Raw genomic sequence first — 24,308 nt, 5'->3', positions numbered from 1 at the left:
CAATTATATAAATAGTATCTTTGCACAAATTATTGAATATATTATGAATAACAAGGAAGGCAACAATAAGAAAAGTAGTCCAAGAGCGAATAGCTCACGACCAAGTTCGAATAAGCCAAAACCTGCCATGCAGAAGCGCGCTCAAGGGCCGAAAAAAGTTAAAGTAAATACTAAAGTTGCCGATATCGCTGCTGACAAAGTAGAGAAAAAACCAAATCAAGCACCAAAGAGACCAAAAGTAAAAGACGAAATTCGTTTGAATAAATACATCGCTAATTCTGGTGCGTGCTCGCGTCGTGACGCTGATATTTATATTCAATCCGGGACGGTAAAAGTAAACGGAATTCCTGTTACCGAAATGGGATACATGGTAAAACCAGGAGATGTTGTGAATTTTGACGGTTCCACTTTGACACCGGAGAAAAAAGTATACATCTTACTAAACAAACCAAAAAACTTTACGACTGCAATGGACGAAGGTCAGGAGTATCGTAATGTATTGGAATTGGTAAAAGGTTCTACAACTGCAAAAATTGGTGCCGTTGGAAGAATGGACAAGAATACTACTGGATTGTTATTGTTCACAAACGATACAGACATGATTCGTAAATTTACTTTACCAAGTCAGAAATCATCTAAAATATACCAAGTTTCACTTGATAAAAATTTGAAATATGAAGATTTAGAAAAAATAAACAAAGGATTAGTTCTTGACGGTCACCGTGTTTTTGTAGAAGATGTAAGCTACATTGACGGGGAAGCGAAAAGTGAAATTGGTTTACAATTAAGATCTTCCAATGTAAAAGTAGTTCGTTCTATTTTTGAACACTTTAGTTATGATGTCCTAAGAATTGATAGAGTTTCTTTTGCTGGTCTGACCAAGAAGAATTTGCCAAGAGGAAACTGGAGATTGCTTACAGAACAAGAAATTATCAATTTGAAGAACGTTTAATATTTCTTTGAAATCATAAAAATGAAATCCCTTTCGCATAAAGTGAAATGGGATTTTTTTAATTAAAAATTCAATCCTAATTAATATGACACCAGAAAAATTACAATCAATTGCTTTTAAATGGTTTGAAACTTTTAATAATAAAGAGTTAGAAAAACTATTGTCTTTGTATGATGAAGATGCAGTACATTTTAGTCCAAAATTAAAAATGTACAAACCTGACACCAATGGCTTTGTTTCTGGTAAAGATGCTTTGCGAGAATGGTGGCAAGATGCTTTTGAGCGTTTACCAAGCCTCAATTATAAAGTTAAATCGCTTACCGCCAACGGAGATCGTGTTTTTATGGAATATATTAGAACAGTGAACGGAGAAGAAGACATGCTTGTTGCTGAAGTATTGGACATTAAGGAAAATAAAATAATCGCTTCCCGAGTGTATCACGGTTAAAAAACGACTTTGAATAAAAAATAAATCCCATTAGGTCAGAGCCAAATGGGATTTATTTTTTCTACCTCTAAATTAATTATACTTCACAATCTTTTTTTCGCCATTTCTCATCGTAATACTTGCTGTATTTTCTTTTTTGGAATATTTAATTTTTTTTACAGGCAATAATTCTGTATCGCTCCATTGTTCTCCTGACTTTTTCCATAACATTAAAGTAGAATAAATAGCAGGGGTATCTTTTTGAGGCGTGGAATTAATACTAACTTCTAATACTGCACTTTCATCACTTGAAGGATTTAAACCTTTAGCCATAACCACTTCTGTTTTATCCCAGCCTAAAAGTGGAATCATTGCCAACTGGTATTTTCCATTATCAATAATAGTTACCTGCCGTCCTTTTACTGTAGCAACAGTCGTTTTAATTTCCCCATCCAATATTGGCAAAGCATAATGACCTAATCGCATAGCAATTGGATCAGTGCTCCTATTTACATCCACCCTTAAAATACCATTTGCTAAGGGAATATCGGCTAAATTAAATTTGATATCACTATTGGTCTCCAATACTACATCACGGTAATACACACCATTCTCAAACTTTTTAAAAGTGTACATTCGGAAGGGTTCCCATTCCTGTTTGTTATTTTTGATGACATAGTTCATTGCTACTTCACCATTAGCACCATCAGCTTGCCAAGGGAATGCGCTATTGTACGATAAGCGGTTGTAATTTTCACTTCCTCGAAATTTTTCGTTAGTATTAATTACCCGAACATTACACCATGCTCTTAACTCGGCTGCGCCAATATTAGGATAATCTGTAATTAGAATTTCAGACGCTTTCTGGAATTTATGGTAGACGGTATCTTTTGCAAATTCCTTTTCCCAGGCTCCTTCATTTTCACCTGCAGTCCAGAACGGATTATTATCCGGAACCATCAATCCTAAGAATGCCTTTCCCATCCAATAAACACTTCCACGACAGCTATAGCCTTGTACAGCAGGTTCGAACGCACCGTAAAACCCTAGAGTAGGAACATTGTCTTTCATAAAATCAGGATGTTCTAAAAATTGCTTCATTACACCCGAAGAAATTCTTCTCATCCAACCAAAATTAATATTTTTATCCTGTTCATATCCCATAAGTGGAAAAGGGATAACAGAACCGATTCGATAACTGATGCTGCGCCCCCACATAATCATCTCCCCGTTTCGGCTAAACATATAGGGATAATTATCTTTTAGATCCTTAAAATTAGTTTCGAATTTGACTGCAAATTCCGGATAGTATTTTTTTCCAATATATTCAGACCAAACCATACCATACATTTGGAAAGCCCACATACTATAATAATCAAAAGCGGGATTGTCATTATACCAACCTCCACCTCTATAATGATCCAATGATTTTTGCAAATAGTCAACCAACAATCCCTCATTAACAGGATAGCCTTTGTCTTTGAAAAAACTCAACACGAAAATGTTAAAAAACTTCCAGTTTGAAGGTACCGTTGGACCATCACCATAGCTCATCATCGTTTTGGCCAAGGCATCTTTTTGAAGCTGAGATAGTGGATCCCACAATATTTCTGGAGCAATTAGCATTGACACTGACAAGGCTCCAAATTCCACTAAATTTTGACTTGGACCACCATTTTTTGAACGAGGCACAATATAAGACGGACTGTTTGAATCTATTAACTTCCCTATTTGGTGTCGGTAATAATCGGCCACTTTTATGTTATTAATGACTAAGTTCGGATTATCCTTTAATAATGGACCTGCAACAAACAGCGTTCTGCAAAGTCCTTCTAATTTTTCCGTTGGCACTTTTCCTTCATCCATAGGGTAGCTTACTCCCAGTTGTTTCGGAAACTTCATCGGATCATCCAGATTATGGATATAACCAAAAGCCCCTTTCAATAAATAAAGTGCAGCATCTTTCCAGTGCTGCTTGGTCATTCCTGTATATGGACTTAACTTATAATCCGGATTTACAATTTTAAAAACATTATCGGCAGCTGAATTCTGAACCGTTTCTTCTTGTTGCTGTTGTTGTGCCCATATTGGTAGGTACATCAGAAACAATAAAATAAATGAATATTTTTTTTTCATAGTACTAATTTTAGCTATCGAGTATTTCTTATCAAACAGGATTCTCATTATTTTTTAACCTATTTTATTTGTTTTTTGTATCTCAGCATAGCTTCAACTAAATAATAATCCCCGTACGTTAAAGGCACATCTACTTCTGACTTTTCAGGTATATGACCTACGCCGTGTTTTAACAAAAAGCCTCCATTAGTTCCCTCTTCAGCGATATATTCTTTAGTGGTCAGTGTTGTTAAAATAGTTTTAGCCACTGCTAAATATTTTTTTGAAACATCTTTATCAACATAATTTCCTAATTCTAATAAAGCAGAAGCTATAACTGCTCCCGCAGAAGAATCCCTTAAAGCATTTGGGATATTTGGCGCATTGAAATCCCAATAAGGCACTTTATCTTGTGGCAAATTAGAATGATTCAAAATAAATTCTGCAATAGCAACCGCCTGGTCTAAATATTTTTTATCTTTTGTTGCTCTATACATCACGGTATAACCATACAATCCCCAGGATTGTCCTCTTGCCCATGCAGATTCGTTCGCATATCCCTGAGCAGTTCTTTTTAGCTTTACGTCCCCTGTTTTACTATTATAATTTACAACATGGTAGGAGCTATGATCTGCACGGAAGTGGTTTTTTAAAGTGGTGTCTGCATGTTTAACGGCAATGTCATAATATTTTTTATCACCACTATATTCACTCGCCCATAAAAGGAGTTCTAAATTCATCATGTTATCTATGATTACCAGATAACTATCATCAGAAGAATCCCAAGATTTAATACAGCCAACAGTCTCATCAAAACGCGAGGCCAATGATTGTGCACTATTCATTAATATCGCTGCATATTCTGGCTTTTGATTTAAACGATTGGCATTTCCAAAACTACAAAACATCATAAAACCAAGATCGTGTGTTGTTGTATTGTATTGTTCTCGCTTCAAATCTTGCAAAACTCTGTCTATTTCACCTTGTAAAACGGATGACTTGGCTGCTTCATCCAAATACAACATTGTTCCGGGATAAAAACCACTACACCACCATCCTGAACCACTAGTTTCCAATTTATCCTTGTCTGCATAATACGTTTTTGGATAACGGTCTTTAGGCAATCTTTTCATCATATAAGTATACTGACTAACACCTCTATTAAGTGTATTATCAATCTGCTTTTCTAATTTATTAATGGCGCAAGAACTTAACAGCAAAATTGCACCCATACAAACAAGCAGGCCCTTTCTTATTTTTTTTAAAACCATTTGATTCAAGTTTTTATTCATTCTCTATTTAATTATTTCGGCAAATTATTTATTTCTAAAACACTGATTCTAGTTGGTGGTATTTTTACTAATCCTTCACCGTCAATTTGAGTGACATTTTGCGAAAAAACATGTAATTTATTTTTCTTTTGCCAGAGGGTAATGTCATAATTTGGCTCCCATTGCCCTACAGAATTATTGGTTAGATCTACTATTTTCCAATTTTCACTATTAGTCAAATTACTGTATGCCAGTGAAATTTTATTCCCTCTTTCTTCATCCCTAAAAAGAACATATAATGATGGGCTGCTTCTTTTATTATCGATAAACAGATCAGGTCTTGAAATAGGTATTTGTTTAGTACCTCCGCCGCCAAGAAAAAAAGGTGTTTTACGGAATCCTGTATTTATTCTTTTCCAGTTCCCATTATCCAGATAGACAATTTGATATTGAGGGATTTCCTTTTCATTCCAATACGTTACAATATAGGGATTACCTTTTTTATCAACAGCCATTGCTGTTTGATTGATTAAATTACTTTTTTGAGAAATTCTCCAAGCATATTCAGCAGTTGAAACGGTTATTGGCAATGTATATTTTTCTCCCATGGATTTCTCCCAAGTCAGGCCACCATCTTTTGATCGGGCATAACACAAATCATGATTGGTAGACACATCCCAACTTTCTCTCCATACCCACGAAAGATGAATCACTCCTTGTTGATCTGTACTGGCCTGCCAATAAGCACTTCTTTTTTCTTCTCCGTCTACTAAATTTCGCTGTAGTTGCGACCAACTTTTATTTTTTAAATCATAGGAATTAATCACCATATTTCCTCTTCCAGATACTCCGGAGCGATAAAAAAAAAGTAAATTACCATTGGGCAGATTATAAAATTCAGGATAGGCAACCTTCAGTTCCTCATTACCTGTCATTGCCTGCTCATCACCAAGTTCCAGCCCCATAGGCTTTTTACTTTTGACGTATCGAAGTTTGGTGTCATGATGATCCCAGCTTACATGCAAATATCCATCGCCATCAACAGCAATACTGATATCGTTATGCGCATCTTTTGTATTTCCTCTATAAACCGTCCTGACTATTTCCCAATTAGAAGTGTTTAACTTTCTTTTTCCAAGAATTAGATAACTATCCGCATCATAGTACGCCGTAAATTGATACTTCCCATGAGTCGTTAAAGCATTTTTTCGAAATTTAACAGTGTTTATAGAATTGTTAGTCCAGCCATACCCAACATCTGTTTGTCCATTTTTATGTACACTACATGCTGACAAACAGACTATCAAACTGCAAAAAAAATATTTTAATATTGTACTGTTTTTCATCAAATTCAAAAATTATATTTATACGTTAAATTTCTTTTTTTCTTAAACTAAGAATTTATAAGAATAAAAATAAGCTAATAATCCGCTTCTGATTTTCTTTTTCAGAGACTCTTTATGGATTTACATTTACTTTTATTAAATAATCCCATCGATTGTATTAATTACGAAAGTAGCGAATTATTTGAGATTGGACAACGTGGAGGGGATTTGCTGAAAATCACAAACGAAAACCTCAAAAGTCATTACATTTACATTGTACAACAGAAAACAAATAAAGGGGTTACAATTGGAGTTATCACCTCCCATGTCATTAGCAATATTTGAGATTAAGAACGACCTAAAGAGTTGGACACGTTCGCACTTAATAACCGGATTGCGTCCTACTCCAATTGATGGTTTATTTAGTGGCGACTGCAAACCCATAGACAGGATTTTTCAGTGGCCTCCCATTACGGAAACCTTCTTTTTTATTTTAGAAAATACAAAAAAATGAAATTATTGAGCAATGGTTGGACAATTTTTACAAAACAAAAAACCTCTAAAACATCTGAGTTGAGGTTTACGGTTTTAAGTTATGATACATAAATAAGAATTGCACTTATTATTTCTATTTTGGTATTGATTCTAGACAGCATGAGTCATAAAATTGTTAGAAGGTATTACTAGGGATTTAGCCTGAGGCTTTTGAGACGTTTACACTTCATAAGTAATAAAAAAACTGCGCAAAGTCAGTAGATATTTGCGCAGTTTTTTATGAGAACGCTTTGCGGAGCGAATTTGATAGTCAATAATTCACGAATTTAAAAACACTCAACAATAAAAAAATAGAAAAGTATCCAAGCTCCTATAAAAAAAAGTCCAAGGTACATGTTATTTAAGTTTTTCTTTAAGTCCTTTTTAACTATAAGGTGATATAAAATCCAACCTAGGAAAGTGAACGTTAAACCTATTGCCATTACAATTCTCGACATAACTCATCTTTTTTTGGCGACATTTCAACTAGTTTCTGTCGTCTGTTAGGTATTAATTTCATATCGCCACTAAAATCTGGTATCGCGAAGTTTAGTGAAACTTAGATAAATATATTAATTTAAGATGACGTTTACAAATATAAAATTCAAATTTCTCAAAAGCTTTTTTTGATGAAGTTATACTTTTTGTTGTTTAAAGCTAAGATACTCATACATTTCTTTATCTTACTAGTTTTAAAAATGTTTCGGGGGAAATACGGGGGTATAGTAAAATAAAAATCCTTTAACCGTTTGTTTACAACGTTTAAAGGATTCTTGAAGTGCGGATAATAGGACTCGAACCTACACGCCTTGCGGCACCAGATCCTAAGTCTGGCATGTCTACCAATTTCACCATATCCGCGCAATTGTGGGTGCAAAGATAAACATAACTTCCAATTTTCAAAGTAAATTTCACAAAAAATATTCATACTCTTTTTTGTACTTTTGAAACTCTAAATAAAATCAATTAATGGAAAATATAAAATCATACGTTCAACAACATAAAGATCGTTTCATAAACGAATTAATTGAATTATTAAAAATCCCATCGGTAAGTGCTGACACTGCTTATTCTCAGGACGTTATCGATACTGCCGAGGCGGTAAAAGTAAGTTTAGAAAAGGCAGGTTGCGATTTTGTTGAGATTTGCGATACACCTGGCTATCCAATTGTTTACGGTGAAAAAATTATCGATAAATCGCTCCCAACGGTTTTGGTTTATGGTCATTATGATGTCCAACCGCCAGATCCTATGGAATTATGGACTTCACCCCCATTTGAACCTGTTATCAAAAAAACTGAAATTCATCCTGAAGGTGCTATTTTTGCCCGCGGATCCTGTGACGACAAAGGCCAGATGTACATGCACGTAAAAGCATTGGAATATATGGTCCAATCAAACACTTTGCCATGCAACGTAAAATTTATGATTGAAGGCGAAGAAGAAGTAGGCTCCAAAAGTTTGAGTTGGTTTGTGGAACGCAATCAGGACAAACTAAAAAACGATGTGATTTTAATTTCCGATACCGGAATGATTTCAAATCAGCAACCTTCCATTACGACTGGTTTGCGTGGATTAAGTTATGTAGAGGTAGAAGTTACCGGACCTAATCGTGATTTACATTCCGGATTGTACGGCGGTGCTGTGGCCAATCCAATCAACGTTTTAGCAAAAATGATTGCTTCTCTTCATGACGATGACAATCGTATTACGATTCCAGGCTTTTATGATAAGGTTCAGGAATTATCTCTCGAAGAAAGAGCTGAAATGGCCAAAGCGCCTTTCAACATAGAAGATTATAAAAAAGCACTGGACTTAACTGATGTTTATGGCGAAAAAGGTTATGTAACCAACGAAAGAAATTCGATCCGCCCAACATTAGACGTCAATGGAATCTGGGGCGGTTACACCGGAGAAGGTGCCAAAACCGTAATTGCGAGTAAGGCTTTCGCCAAAATCTCCATGCGTTTGATTCCTAATCAGGATTGGGAAGAAATCACCGAACTTTTCACCAAACATTTCATCAACATTGCTCCGGCAGGCGTTACCGTAAAAGTAAAACCACATCATGGAGGGCAAGGCTATGTGACACCAATAGACAGCATCGGATATAAAGCTGCAAATATGGCATATACCGAGACTTTTGGTGTTCCTGCAATTCCCGTGCGCTCTGGAGGAAGTATTCCCATCGTAGCCTTGTTTGAGAAAGAATTGAAAAGCAAAACCATCCTGATGGGATTTGGTTTGGATAGCGATGCCATCCACTCGCCAAACGAGCATTTTGGAATATTCAATTACTTGAAAGGAATTGAAACCATTCCGTTGTTTTATAAATATTTTGTACAACTATCCAAATAATATCAAAAAAAACAAATCCGCTTCAAAAGAGGCGGATTCATCAAACTAAAAAAATATAAAAAGAAACTACTAATTAAAATCTTTATCAGGATTATATCCCAAGTAAGGCATTGCCTGTTCTTTGAAAACAACACCGTATTCTTCTAATTCCTTCAAAATAGGCAAATACACTTCTTTACGAATAGGAAGTTGTACACCAGGGGTGGTAATTTTACCATTAAGTATCAATAATGTGGCCATAGCAACAGGTAAACCAACAGTTTTTGCCATCGCGGTATAGGTCTGGTCTTCACCAATACAAACCATTTTTGAATCAATTTGTTCTTTTTTGCCATTTAACTCATACCCAAATTTATGATACATTACAATCATATCTTTATCCTTAGGCTGAAGCGTCCAGCTATCACTTAGGATTTTCTCCAGAATTTGTGCTGGTGTTGCATTTTTTAAACCTACTTTTTTATTGCGATTGAATAAATCCAGTTCTAAAAGCTTATCCCACATAATATCATCTTGGTCGATTTTAAGAATCAAACGCATTTTGATTTCTACAGAATCTGTTGGATGATATGGCAAAAAGGAATTCACAAATTCTCGGTAACTCATGTTTTCTGAATCTTCCATACTATAACTATCATCAGTCATACCCAATTGCACAAACATGTTCCATGCTTTGGAAAATCCTACCTTACGAATGGTGCCCCTATATAAGGTAAGTACATCATCCAGTCCATAAACACTACGGTATTTCAGAGAATCTCTATTGGAATAGGCTTCAAATCGACCATAATCCTCTACCTCAAGAAATTCAGTTCTCCGGAACAAATTACAATATGGAATGTATTTGTATGCCCCTTCCTGAATAAATTTGGCTGCTCCGCCCTGACCTGCCAAAACCACATTTCGTGGTGCCCAAGTAAATTTATAATTCCAAAGATTAGTGTCAGATTCTGGTGCTACCAGCCCTCCGCAGAAAGATTCAAACAAAAGCATATTACCTCCTTTATCCTTAATTTCATCAATAACTTTCATGGCGCTCATATGGTCAATTCCAGGATCAAGACCTATTTCATTCATAAAAATTAAGTTATTTTCTTTTGCCAAACGATCCAATTCCTGCATGGCATCACTGACATAAGATGCCGTAACCAAGCTTTTTCCATACACAATACAATCTTTAGCCACTTCAATATGTAAATGAGCCGGCAACATGGAGATAACAATACTGGCTTTTTGAATCGCCTTCTTTCTTTGATTTTCATCAAAAATATCTAAAGATATTGGAGTTGCATTCGGGTGATTATTGGTTTTCTTTTGAGCCAAATCCAACGATAAATCGCCAATAATCAGATGAAGGTTCTCCTTTTCTGATTTACTTAAAAGATATTGTATCAACGACGAAGCTGATCTTCCTGCTCCAATGATTAAAATTATTCTCATAATTACATAAATATAACACAAATATACAATATTGTTGTATTTATAACAACTAGTATTTATTAAAACACAAAAATAATCATAGTGAAGCGATATAAAATTCTTAAATCATATCTATTTCTAAAAAATTCATTTACAAAATAATTTTAAAAATTTCTTTTACAATGAGTAGATAAGAGATACTTTTGCATAGAAAACAATTCAAAAATGGATAAAAAAATAATTTCTACGGGAGCAATATTTGGAATGATCGCGATCATTTTAGGAGCATTTGGGGCACATGCCCTAAAAAAAGTACTATCTCTTGAACAACTTTCCACTTTCGAGACAGGAGTACGCTATCAAATGTACCATGCGATTTTCTTATTATTTATTGGAGCAACAAATCACCTATCTCAAAAAGCAAAAAAAACAATCCATTTTTTAGTTCTTTTTGGAGTAATTTTATTTTCAGGATCCATTTATTTATTAGCAACAAATGACCTCAACTTTTTTGATTTTAAAATTATAGGATTTATGACACCCATCGGTGGACTCCTATTAATACTGGCCTGGGGAGTTTTATTAATGAATATTATTAATAAAAAATCATAAAATCCACATAAACAAATTCTATCTGAAATATAATTTCTACTTTTGTAGTCTATAAAATAAATACACACAACATCAAATTTATGGACAATAACATCCTTTTCTCGCAATCGATTTCGTTAAAAGACTTAGGAATTGAAAACGCAAAAATTAATTATCAATTGTCACCAGACGAATTGCATGAAATTACAATAAAATCTGGTCAAGGAGTGGAGAGTTCAACGGGAGCACTAGCAATTAATACAGGTGAATATACAGGACGGTCACCATTAGATCGTTTTATCGTAAAGGATAAGATAACGGAGAACCAAGTCTGGTGGGGAAAGGTAAACATTCCTTTCGAATCAGATGCCTTTGAAGCTTTATATAAGAAAGTAACGACCTACTTATCCCATAGAGAAATTTTTGTTAGAGACTCTTATGTATGTGCCGATCCAAATTACAGATTAAATGTAAGAGTGATCACTGAAACAGCTTGGGCAAATTTGTTTTGTTACAATATGTTTTTGAGACCTGATCTCGAAGATTTAGCAAATTTCTCGCCAGAATGGACCTTACTTTGCGTACCAAGTTTTCTTGCAGATCCAGCAGTTGATGGTACACGTCAAAGCAATTTTGCCATATTAGACTTTACAAGAAAAATAGTTTTAATAGGGGGAACAGGATATACCGGTGAAATGAAAAAAGGAATATTTTCTGCCCTGAATTTCATTATGCCTGTTTTCAAAAACACACTACCCATGCATTGCAGCGCTAACGTTGGCGATGAAGGGGATACTGCCATTTTCTTTGGATTATCAGGAACAGGTAAAACTACTTTATCAGCCGATCCAAAAAGAAAACTTATTGGAGACGATGAGCATGGCTGGACAAATGAAAATACCGTTTTCAACTTTGAAGGAGGTTGTTATGCTAAAGTAGTAAACCTTTCTGAAGAAAACGAACCCGATATTTTTAGAGCAATTAAAAAAGGAGCAATTTTGGAAAATGTAATTTTCAAAGAGGGAACTAATGAAGTAGATTTTCAGGATGTTTCTATAACTCCAAATACCAGAGTAAGTTATCCACTCTATCATATTGATAATATCCAGCCAGGTTCGATTGGAAAAAATCCCAAAAATATATTTTTCTTAACTGCGGATTCTTTTGGTATTTTGCCTCCAATTTCTAAACTTACGCCAGGTCAAGCGGCTTACCATTTTATTTCTGGGTATACTGCCAAAGTCGCTGGAACTGAAGAAGGAATAACAGAACCACAGCCTAATTTTTCTGCTTGTTTTGGCGCGCCTTTTATGCCGCTACATCCAACAAAATATGCTGAAATGTTGAGCAAAAAAATGAAAGACGCCAATGTGAAGGTTTGGCTAATTAATACCGGTTGGACAGGCGGGCCATACGGAATAGGAAGCAGAATGAAATTAAAATACACTCGTACTATGATTACTGCCGCGTTAAACGGTGAATTAGACAACGTGGCGTATGACAATCACAAAGTATTCGGAATTGCAAAACCACAATCTTGCCCGAATGTTCCTAGTGAGATATTAAATCCTAGAAATACTTGGGAAGATCCTGAACTATACGATAAAAAAGCGGTTGAATTAGCTCAGAAATTTAAAGCTAATTTTGCCAAATTTGAAGAATTTGCTAATGCCGAAATTATGGCAGGGGCTCCTTTAGCATAAGTTAATTATAATTCAAAAAAGAAAAAGAGCTGTTCATTTTTATGAATGGCTCTTTTTTATTTTAAACAAAATTCTAATTGGCATTTTACAGCTTAAAAATGCTCTTTTTCTATAACAACAAAAGCCAACTAAAAACATATCAATTATTTATACCAATATTCATCTTTTGGCGTTAAATTTGTAATCATCAATCAATCAAAAAAATCAATCATGTTAAAACAATTTTTTATCCTGTGTTCCGGAGCCGACAAAGATCTTCTTGAGGGATGCTCCGAGGGCGAACAAACCAAATATGTTGGTATTGGCGCCACCGTTTTCTTTACAGCTGTTATGGCTTTTATTGCGAGTGCTTACGCTCTTTATACAGTTTTCGATAATGTGTATCCTGCTTTGCTTTTCGGATTAGTTTGGAGCTTACTGATATTTAACCTCGACCGCTTTATTGTTTCTACGATCCGAAAAAGAGACCGGTTTGGAAGTGAATTTCTACAAGCAACACCCCGAATTATTTTGGCAGTAATTATCGCAATAGTAATTTCAAAACCATTAGAAATTAAAATCTTCGAAAAAGAAATTAACACCGTTTTATTGAAAGAGAAAAATGCCATGGCTTTGAATAACAAAAAAGAAGTGGCTAATTATTTCAAATCAGATTTAGATAAAAATAAAGCTGAAATCGACAAATTAAAGTCAGAAATCACGAATAAAGAAAAGGAAGTCAATATACTTTACGAAACCTATATTACTGAGGCCGAAGGAACCGCCGGAACAAAAAAAATAGGCAAAGGTCCTGTATTTAAAGAAAAAATAGCTAAACATGATTTGGTTAAGAAAGAACTGGACACTTTACAAAAAACCAACTTAGCCAAAATTGCTGAAGTGGAGAAAAAGTCAAAAACACTCCAAGCCAGTTTAGATAAAAAAGTTACCGAAACCCAGCCTATCATTGAAGGTTTTGATGGTTTAATGGCCCGAATCAATGCTTTAAATAAATTACCTTGGCTGCCTTCCTTTTTTATCATGCTGTTGTTTTTAGCTATTGAAACTTCTCCAATTATTGCTAAACTTCTGTCTCCGAAAGGGGAATACGATTTTAAATTGGACGATTTGGAAACGGCTCTAAAAGCTACTTTGGACCAAGACAAATACCAACGAAGTTTACTGGTAAAAACTAGTGCTTCTATGCACGATAAAGTTTACGAAGATATTGCCCAAGATAAAAATCTATACGACCTACAGCGCAAAAAAGCAACTGAATTACTAGAATTACAAGCCCATAATTTTGTAGAGAAACAGAAAAGAACTTTATAACAAAAAACAAAACCCGACACTTTTTAAGTGTCGGGTTTTGTTTTTTGTTATTTATTCTTAACCTCATTATGCGAAAAGCTTTATGTTGCTCCCGGTTAAAAACTACATATGGCTCAAAATCTCTTTTTTGAAAGCGTCATATTCACCTTGTAAAATCAATCCGTTATCAAGTAATTTTTTATAATTCTGCAGTTTTTCAAAAAGTTCATCTTGCGACAATCCATTTAGTCCATTTTCCTTTGCAGTCTCAGGCTGTGAATTGAATTGCTCATTTTCCATAGTAAAAACTGGCGGTGCCACCGGCATTATTTCGGCAAAACTAGTCACTTCTTCCGTTTCCATTTCTTCGATTACTTCCATTTCTTCAATTAGATTAACTGGAACTTCATCAACTATTACTGCGTTTAAAACAGTACCCGTCTTTAAAATATCCAATTGTTCTTTCGCATAGGTAAATATTTTACGCGCTTGAATTTTAGGAATATAGTCTATCGAAACCTCCATGTTGGTTCTTGTTGTAAAAGAAAACTCTGAGCCTAGAATATTTTCTTTTACAAAAGTTCCCTCTATCTCATCCCAAGTGTAATCAATAAAATTCATGGAAAGTCCCAGATTTTTTGGCTGACAAATGATAATTCTTTTATTGGTCATCACAATACTATCAGGCAAAACAGTAATTGCCGGCTTTTTCTGAACAGCAATATAACCGATTTCTTCATTCTTCATCAATAGATCACTCAATTTTGAAGCGATTTTTTCGATGGCTTTAGGATCTTGTTCTTCGTTTAAAAACTTCTTAAATTGTTCTTTCATTTTTATGCTGAATTTATTCAGTATGTGTTTATAATTTTTATTCTAATTTTCTTCGCAAAAGTAATGCCTAATTTTCTAATTCTTGAATTTCACCCTGCATTTTCTTTGTTAAACTTTTGAAAACCAAATCGTAGGAATGATCTATCAATTCTTTTATGAGCCTATCTGGTACAGCTGCATTTACAGCAATTGTATTCCAATGAACTTTACTCATGTGAAAACCGGGTTGAATAGCATCGTATTCAGCACGCAATTCCTCAGCGCGCTCTGGATCACATTTCAAATTCACTGCTGGCTGTCCTTTTTCCCATTGGCTTAAGGATGACAAAGCAAACATTTTTCCGCCCACTTTAAACACCAGTGTATCTTCATCAAAAGGAAAATGTTCCGTTACTCCTTTTTTGGAAAGACAGTATTCGTAATACGTTTCTAGATTCATTGCTTCATTTTTTTCCTATTTCGCCCAAATGAGTATATTTAAAACCCGTTTCATATTTCAATCCATAACCAAACATTCGATCCATTGAAGAGTGAGTAAACAATACCACCCCTGAAAGTTGAATCAATGAATTTGAAAAATAAATCCCAATAAGATACAATGCAATGGCAATTCCTCTATGATGAAACAAATTGTAACAGAAAGCTCCTGTTTTATTTCCAAGAACATATCCAATCATAGATAAATCTGGAGTTAAAATTAAAACTAAAAACCACCACCATTCATAATCCAATTGAATGAAAAAATAAATTCCAAGAACAAATAATCCTAATTCTTCTAATTTGATAATTGCTTTCATTTGATAATTTTCTCCATTAATTTTTCAGGATGAGCCAACAAATTAAATCCAAATTTCTGATATAAAAAATGCGCGTCTGATGTGGCCAATCGCCAAATCTTAACTTCTTTTAGCTTAGTTTCGGTCATCATACTGTTTATTAAAATGGAAGAATATCCTTTGCCACGATGTTCTTCAGCAATAAAAACATCCATTACATAAGCAAAAACCACATAGTCCGTAATAACACGGGCAAAACCTATTTGCTTGTCATTAATATAAATTCCGAAACAAAACGAATTCGCTATGGTAATTTGAACTTCGGGTATTGTTCGCCCTGCCGCCCAATAAATATCTTTAAGGAACTGCTGAATAAAAGGGACGTCCAGCTTATTTTTATCGGTTGAAACGGTTATCATATTTTGTATAGTATCGGTTTACTTGGACTTGCATCATTCTCGAAAGAAGCGATTTGTATGTTCAACAAATAACTCCCGTCTTTTACTTCATTTGGAACAAAAATTAACTCCGTAATGGTGCAATACAATCGGGCGTCCGCATTAAGATTATTAATATCTGTGACATTCCAAAATGCTTTGTGCGCCAAAAGTTTTCCTTCATCACGCTCTTTATCGACACTTGGTAAATCAATTAGTAAATGCTGAATCCCGCTTTCCCGAAGGAAATGCCCAGCGTCTTCATCCAGATAAGGCGGATTCGTATTCGAATATTTCAAATGTTTTTTTGCTTCTAAATTGGGTAATGTTCTAATAATAATTGCTTCAGGTGTTGCTCCCTTGAGCTCCGCCAAAAGGATATTTTTAGTAATTACCAAATCTTCTCCTTTTATTTCCGGTTGAACCGAAACCAGTTCCGCCAAAAAGAAAAACTGTTTCAGCAACTTATTAATACTATAAAATTCCCTTGTAATATGACCCAGACATTCAGTATGGGTTCCGTGTCCGTGCGGATTAAAAAAAATATTATTGAAATTTGTAGATGACTTTCCCTCTGAAACTTTCCCAACCCAATCTCCAAAAACCACGGGTTCAATCACCGGTTTCTCAATATACCAAGCAATAGGATTTTCATCAGTATTCGTTAATGGAATTGAAATATCAATGGGTTTTGATAAATCAACTGCTACAATTTTATTGTTATGTTGGATTGATGCTAACACAAATTATTTTTTAATGCCACCAGGTGTTAAGGCGCAAAGTCCCTTGTCAAACTTTACTTATTTCTTTGTGCCTTTATCACTTTGCGACGAATTTTAACTATTCCAAATTTAAGTAAAATAAATCCGATGCAATTCCATCTGTCAAAAATTTTCCTTTTGGAGACGTTTTTAAAATCTTATTTTCGATAGAAAGAAATTTATCATCTAAGAATTTCTGAGCTTGCTTTTGGAGATATTCCAGATATTCGACCCCAAACTCAGTTTCGATTCTATCCAAAGAAACACCCCATATCGTTCGCAAACCAGTCATAACATACTCATTATAACGATCTGAAATCGAAAGGATTTCTATTTCATTGGGCAGTTTATTTTCTTGAATTGATTTTAAATAAATCGAATTATTCGCAACATTCCAACTTCGGGAAATACCATTATAACTGTGCGCCGAAGGACCAATTCCAATGTATTTTTTTCCTAACCAATACGCTGAATTATTTTTTGAAAAGTAATTCTCTTTCCCAAAATTCGATAATTCATAATGTATAAAATCATTGGCTTCAAGGGTTTCGACCAAAATAGCAAAGTGTCCTTGGGCGGCTTCATCATTAGGAGCAGTGATTTTTCCTGTTTGAATCAGTTTGTTCAATGCCGTTTTTGGTTCCACGGTCAACGCGTAACTCGAAATATGCGGAATACCAAATGACAAAGCTGTTTCAACATTTTGTTTCCATTTTTCATCACTCATTCCTGGAATTCCGTATATCAAATCGAGGGAAATATTGTCGAAATACTTGGCAGCTTCATCCAAACACTTCCGAGCTTCCGCTGAATTATGAGCCCGGTTCATCATTTTCAAATCTTCTTCAAAAAAAGACTGAATCCCAATGCTTAAGCGATTAATCAGACTTTTGGATAATTCAATAATTCGTTGACTTGACAAATCATCAGGATTGGCTTCAAGCGTGATTTCAGGATTTTCTGAAACAGCATAGTTTTTATACACTTCGCTAATCAGGAAATTAATTTCCTCGGATGTTAAAACAGAGGGTGTTCCTCCACCAAAATAAATGGTTTCAATAATTTCATTCTCAAACTCACCTGCACGCATTTGAATTTCTTTGGCAATAGCCAAGACCATTTCTTCCTTCTTCTTCATCGAAGTCGAAAAATGGAAATCGCAGTAATTACAGGCCTGCTTGCAAAAAGGGATATGAATGTAGATTCCTGACATATTTAGTGGTCAGTGATCAATGCTCAGTGGTCAGTTCTAAAAACTAATACCGAACAGCGAACACTATTTTTTAACTCGTTCTTCGTTTTGTTTCACAAAAGCATCCCAACCCGTGTAGCTTTTAGTTCCAACCACTTTTCCGGAATTGAAAAAATGACAAACCGCTGCTGCTAATCCATCGGTGCTATCGAGGTTTTTAGGCAATTCTTTCAATCCTAATAACTGTTGAAGCATTTTAGCAACTTGCTCTTTGCTGGCATTTCCGTTTCCGGTAATTGCCATTTTTATTTTCTTGGGCTCGTATTCGGTAATAGGAATATCTCTTGAAAGTCCTGCTGCCATGGCCACTCCTTGTGCGCGTCCCAACTTCAACATCGATTGTACGTTTTTACCAAAGAAAGGTGCCTCAATCGCAATTTCATCTGGATTATGAGTGTCGATTAACTCGATAGTACGTTCGAAAATGATTTTCAGTTTTTGATAATGGTTATCATATTTAGACAATTGCAATTCATTCAATTGCAAGAATTCCATTTTTTTATTGATAATTTTTATCAATCCAAATCCCATAATCGTAGTCCCCGGGTCAATTCCCAATATGATGCGCTCGTTTGCCAATTTTAATTTGTTATTTTGCAATAATGATTACAATTCCTCACAAAGCTAAGCAATTCCTCGTTCTTATAATCAAAGTTTTGATTGTGGGTAGCGCATTCTATTTTATTTACAATCAATTGGCTCATAATGACAAACTGGATTGGCAGAAGTTTATCATTTTATTTAAGAAAAACTGGTCGCTTGGCGGAATTGCCTTTATTTTATTATTGAGTATTTTGAATCGGTTTTTTGAAATTTTAAAATGGCAGAATTTGGTTGGATTTATCCACAAAATATCTTTAGGCGAAGCAACCAAACAAGTTCTTGGGGCGTTGACTGCTGGGCTGTTTACACCAAATGGCGTTGGTGAATACGCAGGAAAAGCGTTGTTTTTTGAGAAAAAAGACACTAAAAATATCCTCTTTTTAAACCTGATTTGTAACGGAATACAAATGATTTTGACCATTATTTTTGGCATTTTCGGCTTATTGTATTTTAACGCACAATACAATGTGATCACCACAAAAACCGTTGCACTACTTTTTGGACTGCTAATACTCTTGTTTCTTATTTCTTTTCTTCTAAAAAAATTCACCATTAAAGGTTATTCCATTGAAAGACTCATTCATAAGATTAACGAAATCCCGAAACCCATTCATCAAAAAAACATTTTTTTAGCAATTTGTCGTTTCCTTGTTTTTTCACATCAATATTATTTTTTATTTATCGCTTTTGATGTGGACATACCTTATTTAACAGTTATTGCCACAATTACAAGTGTTTATTTTTTAGCTTCCTCCTTGCCTACTTTTCAGTTTTTGGATTTTGCCGTAAAAGGAAGTGTTGCTGTCTACTTCTTTGGAATTCTTGATGTAAACGAATGGATAGTGATTTTTGTGACCACGCTCATGTGGTTCCTGAATGTGGTTTTACCGGTAATAATTGGCAGTTATTATGTATTGAATTTTAAAACTAAGAATCCCATATGATTTTTGTTTTATACCTAATTATAATTGGCTATTGCCTGGCGATTTGCGTTCTGATTTATGGTTTCAGCAAAGTAAATACTATTGATTATACGGGTTTAGAGCCAAAAACAAAATTCTCAATTATAATCCCCTTTCGTAATGAAGCCGAAAATCTGCCTATTTTATTGGACAGCTTGTCTAAGTTGAATTACCCGATCGAATTATTTGAAGTGATTTTGGTGGACGATGAATCTGAAGAAAGATTTCAGATCTCAGATCTCAGGTTTCAGGTTTCAATTATAAAGAATATTCGAGTTTCCAATTCCCCAAAAAAAGATGCAATTGTGACCGCAATGCAAATCGTTACTACCGACTGGATTATCACCACTGATGCTGATTGCTCAGTTAATAAAAACTGGTTATTAACATTGGATAATTACATTCAGCTGCATAATCTTTCGATGATTGCAGGATCGGTAACATATAATTGTGATGATTCGTTTCTGCACCATTTCCAACAATTGGATTTAGCAAGTTTACAGGGCGCAACGATTGGTAGTTTTGGTATTAAGAAAGGATTCATGTGTAATGGCGCTAATTTTGCTTATACCAAATCGTTTTTTCAGGAACTGAATGGTTTTAGCGGAAATGATGGAATTGCAAGTGGCGACGATGTTTTCCTGTTGCAAAAAGCGATTGCCCAATTTCCTGAAAAAGTTCAGTATTTGAAATCTGACAGCAATATTGTCATCACAAAACCATTGAATGACTGGAGATCGTTATTCTATCAAAGAGTACGCTGGGCCTCAAAAACAAGTTCGTATCAAAGTCTATTTGGAAAAGGATTGGGATTATTGGTTTTTATGGGGAATTTATGCTTGGTTTTAGGTGTCAGTTTTTGGGTATTCGGAATGGTTTTATTTCAAAATATCTTTTTGTTATTCGTATTTAAATTTGCAGTCGATGCAGTTTTGATCTACCAGTCAAATCGGTTTTTGAATAAAAGTAAAATACGTTATTTAATTTTGAGCAGTTTGATATATCCTTCTTTTAGCATTAGCGTGGCTTTGTATTCTTTGTTTGGAAAATATGAATGGAAAGGGAGAAGGTTTTAGACTATAGATTTTTGATTTCAGCTATTTCGCACGAGGCAATAGTCAATCGGTTTTCAGAGAATCATTATTCTTGGCAACTAAAAGTTTTCTGGATCTTTAACCAAAAATCCTTTTAAGCTACTCTACTTTTAGAATTACAGGAAGAATAAATTGTGTTTTTACAGGAATTCCACGTTTGATGGCGGGATTCACTTTTGGAAAATCAACCAGACGCGCTTTTAGAATACTGTCAATTTTTATTCTGTCGTAAGCCACGGAATCTTTTGGAAATTGAGGTTCAAATTGCATGGTGGCGTTCGGAAAAACAGTAACTTTTACTTCAATCGTATCCAATTCCGGATAGAGAACAGAAAGCGTATCAACGCTCAATTTTTCCTGAATCAACTGCGTTAAAACTTCAAAAAAACATTGCTGGCGTTGTGTTTTATTCTCAATTTTTTCACAATCTACAACCGACGGAAATTCATCGACTTCTTTCCAATTGATGGACTTCAGTTCTCTTTGTAACAATTCCCTTTCCGAAGGCACTTGCTTTTCGAAATATTGACAGGAATTAAAAAGAATAATTACTAAAAAAAGGTAATAGTGCTTCAAGATTTTGTTTTTCAATTGAACTAATATTTTATAAAAATACAATTATTTTTTTTGAGTTACCTTAGAAAGCAAATAATCTTCATAGGTTTCAGCAAACCATTTCTTTTTGTTTTCGGCTGCAATTTCTTTTTGATCAGGATATAACGCAGCCAATCGATCAGAAAAAATAGCAATCTGAATTGTATATTTATAGAATTCTTCCTTTGTCAATACTAAATTGGAATTGGCTTTTTTATCGAAAAATTCAAAAAAAAGTGCGTCAAACTGTTTCAAAGAAAAATTTGATACTTTTACTTTGTTAGCTTTATATATAGCTTCTTTCAAAAGGGTATCACTATTGTCCACCGCTTTCTCTTGGGCTTGTAATGCCCCATGAGAAATCATGAAAAATAGCATAATGAAAAATACTAAAATTATTTTTCTCATATTCGTTTATAAAACAGACGTTATATCTTGACTTTTCAAAATTACTAAAATAATTCTATGGATATATTACTTTTAATTCTTGGCTTTTCGTGCATGATTACAGGTGTTTTTGGAAGTTTTTTACCAGTTTTACCTGGACCAAGTATCAGCTGGATTGGCTTACTGTGCCTCTATTTTACTAATGCCGTCCCGGCTAATTATTGGGTTTTGGGAATTACTTTACTAATTACCCTCATTATATCTGTTTTGGATTATGTCATTCCTTCCAGAGGAACCAAAAAATTCGGCGGCAGTCCGTATGGTATTTGGGGAACGAATATTGGTTTGGTTGTTGGAATTATAGTTCCCATTCCTTTTGGCTTTCTAATAGGACCTTTTGTCGGCGCTTTAATTGGAGAACTTATTTTCGATTCTAAAGATCATAAAAGGGCTTTGAAAGCAGCCGGCGGATCATTTGTCGGACTACTGGCTTCCAGTTTTATGAAATTTGTAGTTTGCGTGATGTATTTAGGATTGTTCCTAACGATTGTCTGGCAGTATAAATCAGACTTATTTTAATTTATAAATATCCTTAAATCAAAAAAGCCTTTCCGTTACGAAAGGCTTTCTTAAATCTAGCGGTCTGGACGGGACTCGAACCCGCGACCCCATGCGTGACAGGCATGTATTCTAACCAACTGAACTACCAAACCTGCTTTCTTTTTAAATCAAAAAAGCTATCCACAAAAGTGGAAAGCTTTTCATTGGTCTAACTACTAAACCCGCTACGAGTTACAAATTCGTAGCAAACAACACAACTAGCTTTAGATACCTTATTGGGGCAAAAAAGCCTTTCAGTTACGAAAGGCTTTTCCCAATATTAGCGGTCTGGACGGGACTCGAACCCGCGACCCCATGCGTGACAGGCATGTATTCTAACCAACTGAACTACCAAACCTGCTGCTTTATTGCGGTGGCAAAGATACAATAGATTTCCGTTTACGCAAGCGTTTTTTGAAAAAATATTTGATAAAAATTTGCTGTATCACCCAAAGTTTTGTTTTTCAACTAAGTATGTCATTAAAATTTTTTCGAAACTTTCGCCTACTCCTACCGGAATGTACTTTATTCGATTTTGCGCGCAGGTTAACGCCAGCTTCCTGAAGTAACTTTCTACCTGTTTTTCGTATTCCTGCCTCACATTATCTGCAAAAACCGCTACTTCTTCACCTGATTCCACATCAATAAACTTCCTTGGCGCGTTATCAAAGTCAAAATTCAATTCCGTTTTGTTATCAACAACATGAAACAAAACCACCTTATGCTTGTTGTGTTTCAAATGTTGCAGGGCACTAAACAACGCTTCTTCTCCCGACGCTTCAGGACCGGACTGAAACATATCCGTAAATAGGATAATCATCGAACGGCGGTGGATTTTCTCTGCTATTTGATGCAGGAATGTAATTGTGTCTGTGCTCTTTTTCATGGCAGGTTTTTCCAGCAGCCCTTCAAGTGCACTTAAAATCATTCTGTGATGACGATCACTGCCTTTTTCAGGCGCGTAGTACTCATACTGGTCCGAAAACACACTTAGCCCCACAGCATCGCGTTGCTTCTTTAAAAGATTCATTAAAACCGCCGAAGCCAAAACGGAGAAGCCAATTTTATTTTCATAGAATTGCTGACTGTCTTTTAATTTAGGATAATGCATCGAAGAGGAATTATCGATGATGATGTGGCAACGTAAATTAGTCTCTTCCTCAAATCTTTTTGTATACAAACGATCCGTTTTGGCAAATAATTTCCAATCGATATGTTTTGTGCTTTCACCAACATTATAGACTTTATGCTCCGCAAATTCAGCGGAAAATCCATGAAATGGACTTTTATGCATTCCCGAAATAAAACCTTCTACAACCTGATTGGCCAGCAATTCAAGATGCTGAAAACTGGAAATTTTTTCTATTTGCGATTCGATCTTCATATCTCAAAGATAATTTGAAAATTTGGAAATTTAGGAGATTTGAAAATACAATTTTAACACCATAAAAAAAAGGCTTGACTTTCGCCAAACCTTTCCTCTGAATCCTTTACAGATTCTATGTAAATCATAATCTACCGATTACAACAAAGCGTCTAAACTATCTGCGTAAGTCTGTTTCGGAGCAACTCCTACTTGTTTCCCTACTACTTCCCCGTTATGAAAAACCAACACAGTTGGAATATTTCTCACTCCGTATTTTGCTGCAAATTCCTGGTTAGCATCAACATCTACTTTTCCTACGACTACTTTTCCAGCGTATTCTTCGCTGATTTCGTCAATGATTGGTCCAACCATTCTACAAGGCCCACACCATGCTGCCCAAAAATCCACCATTACCGGTTTGTCTGATTTCAAAACTACTTCGTCAAAAGTAGCGTCTGTTATTGCTAATGCCATATATTTTTTTTTAAATGTTTAAGGTTTCAAACCTGAGTACAAATTTAGAAATTAAAAACTAATCAAACGCTATTCATAAATTAGTTTTGATTATAAGTGTATTGTCAATTGTTATTTGATTTTACCTCCAAAGCTTTTAAGGAGCAATTTCCCGCTATACGCCGTATCTTTCATTGCTTAAAT

24 protein-coding genes and 3 tRNA genes are annotated in these 24,308 nt (G+C 34.9%); 9 read left to right on the top strand and 18 right to left on the bottom strand.

Going from position 1 to position 24,308, the window contains the following annotated elements; all coding sequences use genetic code 11:
- Positions 1-43: 43 nt before the first annotated feature.
- Together ACNQGH_RS07735 and ACNQGH_RS07730 are read left to right on the top strand one after the other, a co-directional pair.
- Positions 44-952 carry a pseudouridine synthase gene (locus ACNQGH_RS07735; protein ID WP_417955399.1) on the top strand — a complete coding sequence of 303 codons (909 nt, stop codon included), beginning with the start codon at positions 44-46 and terminating at the stop codon, positions 950-952.
- An 85-nt stretch (positions 953-1,037) separates the two neighbouring features.
- Positions 1,038-1,400: a nuclear transport factor 2 family protein gene (locus ACNQGH_RS07730; RefSeq protein ID WP_417955398.1), complete on the top strand. Its 363-nt coding sequence runs from the start codon at positions 1,038-1,040 to the stop codon at positions 1,398-1,400.
- Between the two features lie 72 nt (positions 1,401-1,472).
- Here ACNQGH_RS07730 and ACNQGH_RS07725 read toward each other — a convergent pair whose 3' ends face one another.
- The 4 genes from ACNQGH_RS07725 to ACNQGH_RS07710 form a co-directional block, all read right to left on the bottom strand.
- Positions 1,473-3,515 carry a DUF2264 domain-containing protein gene (locus ACNQGH_RS07725; RefSeq protein ID WP_417955397.1) on the bottom strand — a complete coding sequence of 681 codons (2,043 nt, stop codon included), beginning with the start codon at positions 3,513-3,515 and terminating at the stop codon, positions 1,473-1,475.
- A 59-nt stretch (positions 3,516-3,574) separates the two neighbouring features.
- On the bottom strand, positions 3,575-4,765 hold the full coding sequence (locus ACNQGH_RS07720; protein WP_417955396.1) for a glycoside hydrolase family 88 protein: 1,191 nt from the start codon (positions 4,763-4,765) through the stop codon (positions 3,575-3,577).
- A 32-nt stretch (positions 4,766-4,797) separates the two neighbouring features.
- Positions 4,798-6,111: a BNR repeat-containing protein gene (locus tag ACNQGH_RS07715; RefSeq protein ID WP_417955395.1), complete on the bottom strand. Its 1,314-nt coding sequence runs from the start codon at positions 6,109-6,111 to the stop codon at positions 4,798-4,800.
- 1,292 nt (positions 6,112-7,403) lie between these two features.
- Positions 7,404-7,485 (bottom strand) — tRNA-Leu (locus ACNQGH_RS07710).
- A gap of 108 nt (positions 7,486-7,593) precedes the next feature.
- Here ACNQGH_RS07710 and ACNQGH_RS07705 point away from each other — a divergent pair.
- Positions 7,594-8,982, top strand: coding sequence for a dipeptidase (locus ACNQGH_RS07705; RefSeq protein WP_417955394.1), 1,389 nt, complete (start codon positions 7,594-7,596; stop codon positions 8,980-8,982).
- Between the two features lie 69 nt (positions 8,983-9,051).
- Here ACNQGH_RS07705 and ACNQGH_RS07700 read toward each other — a convergent pair whose 3' ends face one another.
- Positions 9,052-10,422, bottom strand: a complete 1,371-nt coding sequence (locus tag ACNQGH_RS07700; RefSeq protein ID WP_417955393.1) for a saccharopine dehydrogenase family protein — start codon at positions 10,420-10,422, stop codon at positions 9,052-9,054.
- A 204-nt stretch (positions 10,423-10,626) separates the two neighbouring features.
- Between ACNQGH_RS07700 and ACNQGH_RS07695 the strand changes: the two genes are divergently transcribed.
- From ACNQGH_RS07695 to ACNQGH_RS07685, 3 genes are all read left to right on the top strand, one after another.
- A complete protein-coding gene (locus ACNQGH_RS07695) occupies positions 10,627-11,013 on the top strand; it encodes a DUF423 domain-containing protein (protein WP_417955392.1) in 387 nt (128 codons plus the stop codon).
- Positions 11,014-11,093: 80 nt separating this feature from the next.
- Positions 11,094-12,695: a phosphoenolpyruvate carboxykinase (ATP) gene (pckA, locus tag ACNQGH_RS07690; RefSeq protein WP_417955391.1), complete on the top strand. Its 1,602-nt coding sequence runs from the start codon at positions 11,094-11,096 to the stop codon at positions 12,693-12,695.
- Positions 12,696-12,905: 210 nt separating this feature from the next.
- On the top strand, positions 12,906-14,006 hold the full coding sequence (locus tag ACNQGH_RS07685) for a DUF4407 domain-containing protein (protein ID WP_417955390.1): 1,101 nt from the start codon (positions 12,906-12,908) through the stop codon (positions 14,004-14,006).
- A 102-nt stretch (positions 14,007-14,108) separates the two neighbouring features.
- Here the strand turns inward: ACNQGH_RS07685 and ACNQGH_RS07680 are convergent, their stop codons facing one another.
- The 7 genes from ACNQGH_RS07680 to ruvC form a co-directional block, all read right to left on the bottom strand.
- The gene (locus tag ACNQGH_RS07680) at positions 14,109-14,819 is read right to left on the bottom strand and encodes a PH domain-containing protein (protein ID WP_417955389.1); all 711 of its coding nucleotides are present in this window, start codon (positions 14,817-14,819) and stop codon (positions 14,109-14,111) included.
- 67 nt (positions 14,820-14,886) lie between these two features.
- Entirely contained in the window at positions 14,887-15,258 is a 372-nt protein-coding gene (locus tag ACNQGH_RS07675) for an MmcQ/YjbR family DNA-binding protein (RefSeq protein WP_417955388.1), read from the bottom strand.
- Between the two features lie 4 nt (positions 15,259-15,262).
- Positions 15,263-15,616 (bottom strand): DUF4260 domain-containing protein, encoded by a 354-nt coding sequence (locus ACNQGH_RS07670; protein ID WP_417955387.1) that lies wholly within the window; start codon positions 15,614-15,616, stop codon positions 15,263-15,265.
- Positions 15,613-16,014, bottom strand: a complete 402-nt coding sequence (locus ACNQGH_RS07665; RefSeq protein WP_417955386.1) for a GNAT family N-acetyltransferase — start codon at positions 16,012-16,014, stop codon at positions 15,613-15,615. Before ACNQGH_RS07665 ends, ACNQGH_RS07670 begins: the two co-directional genes overlap by 4 nt.
- Positions 16,011-16,775 (bottom strand): cyclase family protein, encoded by a 765-nt coding sequence (locus tag ACNQGH_RS07660; protein WP_417955385.1) that lies wholly within the window; start codon positions 16,773-16,775, stop codon positions 16,011-16,013. Before ACNQGH_RS07660 ends, ACNQGH_RS07665 begins: the two co-directional genes overlap by 4 nt.
- Before the next feature lie 97 nt (positions 16,776-16,872).
- Positions 16,873-18,006, bottom strand: coding sequence for a radical SAM family heme chaperone HemW (gene hemW / locus ACNQGH_RS07655; protein ID WP_417955384.1), 1,134 nt, complete (start codon positions 18,004-18,006; stop codon positions 16,873-16,875).
- A gap of 63 nt (positions 18,007-18,069) precedes the next feature.
- Positions 18,070-18,624, bottom strand: a complete 555-nt coding sequence (gene ruvC, locus ACNQGH_RS07650) for a crossover junction endodeoxyribonuclease RuvC (RefSeq protein WP_417955383.1) — start codon at positions 18,622-18,624, stop codon at positions 18,070-18,072.
- 23 nt (positions 18,625-18,647) lie between these two features.
- On the opposite strand from ruvC, the gene ACNQGH_RS07645 reads away from it, so the two are divergent.
- Both ACNQGH_RS07645 and ACNQGH_RS07640 read left to right on the top strand, forming a co-directional pair.
- Complete coding sequence (locus ACNQGH_RS07645; protein WP_417955382.1) at positions 18,648-19,592, top strand: hypothetical protein; 945 nt, start codon at positions 18,648-18,650, stop codon at positions 19,590-19,592.
- Entirely contained in the window at positions 19,589-20,686 is a 1,098-nt protein-coding gene (locus tag ACNQGH_RS07640) for a glycosyltransferase family 2 protein (protein ID WP_417955381.1), read from the top strand. Before ACNQGH_RS07645 ends, ACNQGH_RS07640 begins: the two co-directional genes overlap by 4 nt.
- Before the next feature lie 117 nt (positions 20,687-20,803).
- On the opposite strand, the gene ACNQGH_RS07635 is transcribed toward ACNQGH_RS07640, so the two are convergent.
- Positions 20,804-21,280 carry a hypothetical protein gene (locus tag ACNQGH_RS07635; RefSeq protein WP_417955416.1) on the bottom strand — a complete coding sequence of 159 codons (477 nt, stop codon included), beginning with the start codon at positions 21,278-21,280 and terminating at the stop codon, positions 20,804-20,806.
- A gap of 42 nt (positions 21,281-21,322) precedes the next feature.
- Entirely contained in the window at positions 21,323-21,706 is a 384-nt protein-coding gene (locus ACNQGH_RS07630; protein WP_417955380.1) for a hypothetical protein, read from the bottom strand.
- A gap of 57 nt (positions 21,707-21,763) precedes the next feature.
- Here ACNQGH_RS07630 and ACNQGH_RS07625 point away from each other — a divergent pair, with 57 nt between their 5' ends.
- Positions 21,764-22,264, top strand: coding sequence for a DUF456 domain-containing protein (locus ACNQGH_RS07625; protein ID WP_417955379.1), 501 nt, complete (start codon positions 21,764-21,766; stop codon positions 22,262-22,264).
- A 60-nt stretch (positions 22,265-22,324) separates the two neighbouring features.
- Here ACNQGH_RS07625 and ACNQGH_RS07620 read toward each other — a convergent pair.
- The 4 genes from ACNQGH_RS07620 to trxA form a co-directional block, all read right to left on the bottom strand.
- Positions 22,325-22,398 (bottom strand) — tRNA-Asp (locus ACNQGH_RS07620).
- Positions 22,399-22,569: 171 nt separating this feature from the next.
- Positions 22,570-22,643: transfer RNA gene (locus ACNQGH_RS07615), tRNA-Asp, on the bottom strand.
- 87 nt (positions 22,644-22,730) lie between these two features.
- Positions 22,731-23,669, bottom strand: coding sequence for a DUF58 domain-containing protein (locus ACNQGH_RS07610; protein WP_417955378.1), 939 nt, complete (start codon positions 23,667-23,669; stop codon positions 22,731-22,733).
- Between the two features lie 138 nt (positions 23,670-23,807).
- A complete protein-coding gene (trxA, locus tag ACNQGH_RS07605) occupies positions 23,808-24,125 on the bottom strand; it encodes a thioredoxin (RefSeq protein ID WP_035668578.1) in 318 nt (105 codons plus the stop codon).
- Between the last annotated feature and the right edge of the window lie 183 nt (positions 24,126-24,308).

The organism is Flavobacterium kochi, from assembly GCF_048286715.1.
Taxonomy (GTDB): Bacteria; Bacteroidota; Bacteroidia; order Flavobacteriales; family Flavobacteriaceae; genus Flavobacterium.
The sequence above is the reverse complement of the archived record's forward strand: the minus strand, read 5'-3'. Positions and strand labels throughout refer to the sequence as shown.

What these genes read in the sequence shown, in the direction of transcription:
- hemW (WP_417955384.1), bottom strand. Translation starts at nt 18,006, where the DNA reads ATGTCAGGAATCTACATTCATATCCCTTTTTGCAAGCAGGCCTGTAAT.
- ACNQGH_RS07670 (WP_417955387.1), bottom strand. Translation starts at nt 15,616, where the DNA reads ATGAAAGCAATTATCAAATTAGAAGAATTAGGATTATTTGTTCTTGGA.
- ACNQGH_RS07610 (WP_417955378.1), bottom strand. Translation starts at nt 23,669, where the DNA reads ATGAAGATCGAATCGCAAATAGAAAAAATTTCCAGTTTTCAGCATCTT.
- ACNQGH_RS07735 (WP_417955399.1), top strand. Translation starts at nt 44, where the DNA reads ATGAATAACAAGGAAGGCAACAATAAGAAAAGTAGTCCAAGAGCGAAT.
- ACNQGH_RS07625 (WP_417955379.1), top strand. Translation starts at nt 21,764, where the DNA reads ATGGATATATTACTTTTAATTCTTGGCTTTTCGTGCATGATTACAGGT.
- trxA (WP_035668578.1), bottom strand. Translation starts at nt 24,125, where the DNA reads ATGGCATTAGCAATAACAGACGCTACTTTTGACGAAGTAGTTTTGAAA.
- ACNQGH_RS07705 (WP_417955394.1), top strand. Translation starts at nt 7,594, where the DNA reads ATGGAAAATATAAAATCATACGTTCAACAACATAAAGATCGTTTCATA.
- ACNQGH_RS07730 (WP_417955398.1), top strand. Translation starts at nt 1,038, where the DNA reads ATGACACCAGAAAAATTACAATCAATTGCTTTTAAATGGTTTGAAACT.
- ACNQGH_RS07700 (WP_417955393.1), bottom strand. Translation starts at nt 10,422, where the DNA reads ATGAGAATAATTTTAATCATTGGAGCAGGAAGATCAGCTTCGTCGTTG.
- ACNQGH_RS07695 (WP_417955392.1), top strand. Translation starts at nt 10,627, where the DNA reads ATGGATAAAAAAATAATTTCTACGGGAGCAATATTTGGAATGATCGCG.
- ACNQGH_RS07675 (WP_417955388.1), bottom strand. Translation starts at nt 15,258, where the DNA reads ATGAATCTAGAAACGTATTACGAATACTGTCTTTCCAAAAAAGGAGTA.
- ACNQGH_RS07665 (WP_417955386.1), bottom strand. Translation starts at nt 16,014, where the DNA reads ATGATAACCGTTTCAACCGATAAAAATAAGCTGGACGTCCCTTTTATT.
- ACNQGH_RS07645 (WP_417955382.1), top strand. Translation starts at nt 18,648, where the DNA reads ATGATTACAATTCCTCACAAAGCTAAGCAATTCCTCGTTCTTATAATC.
- ACNQGH_RS07640 (WP_417955381.1), top strand. Translation starts at nt 19,589, where the DNA reads ATGATTTTTGTTTTATACCTAATTATAATTGGCTATTGCCTGGCGATT.
- ACNQGH_RS07715 (WP_417955395.1), bottom strand. Translation starts at nt 6,111, where the DNA reads ATGAAAAACAGTACAATATTAAAATATTTTTTTTGCAGTTTGATAGTC.
- ACNQGH_RS07630 (WP_417955380.1), bottom strand. Translation starts at nt 21,706, where the DNA reads ATGAGAAAAATAATTTTAGTATTTTTCATTATGCTATTTTTCATGATT.
- ACNQGH_RS07680 (WP_417955389.1), bottom strand. Translation starts at nt 14,819, where the DNA reads ATGAAAGAACAATTTAAGAAGTTTTTAAACGAAGAACAAGATCCTAAA.
- ACNQGH_RS07725 (WP_417955397.1), bottom strand. Translation starts at nt 3,515, where the DNA reads ATGAAAAAAAAATATTCATTTATTTTATTGTTTCTGATGTACCTACCA.
- pckA (WP_417955391.1), top strand. Translation starts at nt 11,094, where the DNA reads ATGGACAATAACATCCTTTTCTCGCAATCGATTTCGTTAAAAGACTTA.
- ACNQGH_RS07685 (WP_417955390.1), top strand. Translation starts at nt 12,906, where the DNA reads ATGTTAAAACAATTTTTTATCCTGTGTTCCGGAGCCGACAAAGATCTT.
- ACNQGH_RS07720 (WP_417955396.1), bottom strand. Translation starts at nt 4,765, where the DNA reads ATGGTTTTAAAAAAAATAAGAAAGGGCCTGCTTGTTTGTATGGGTGCA.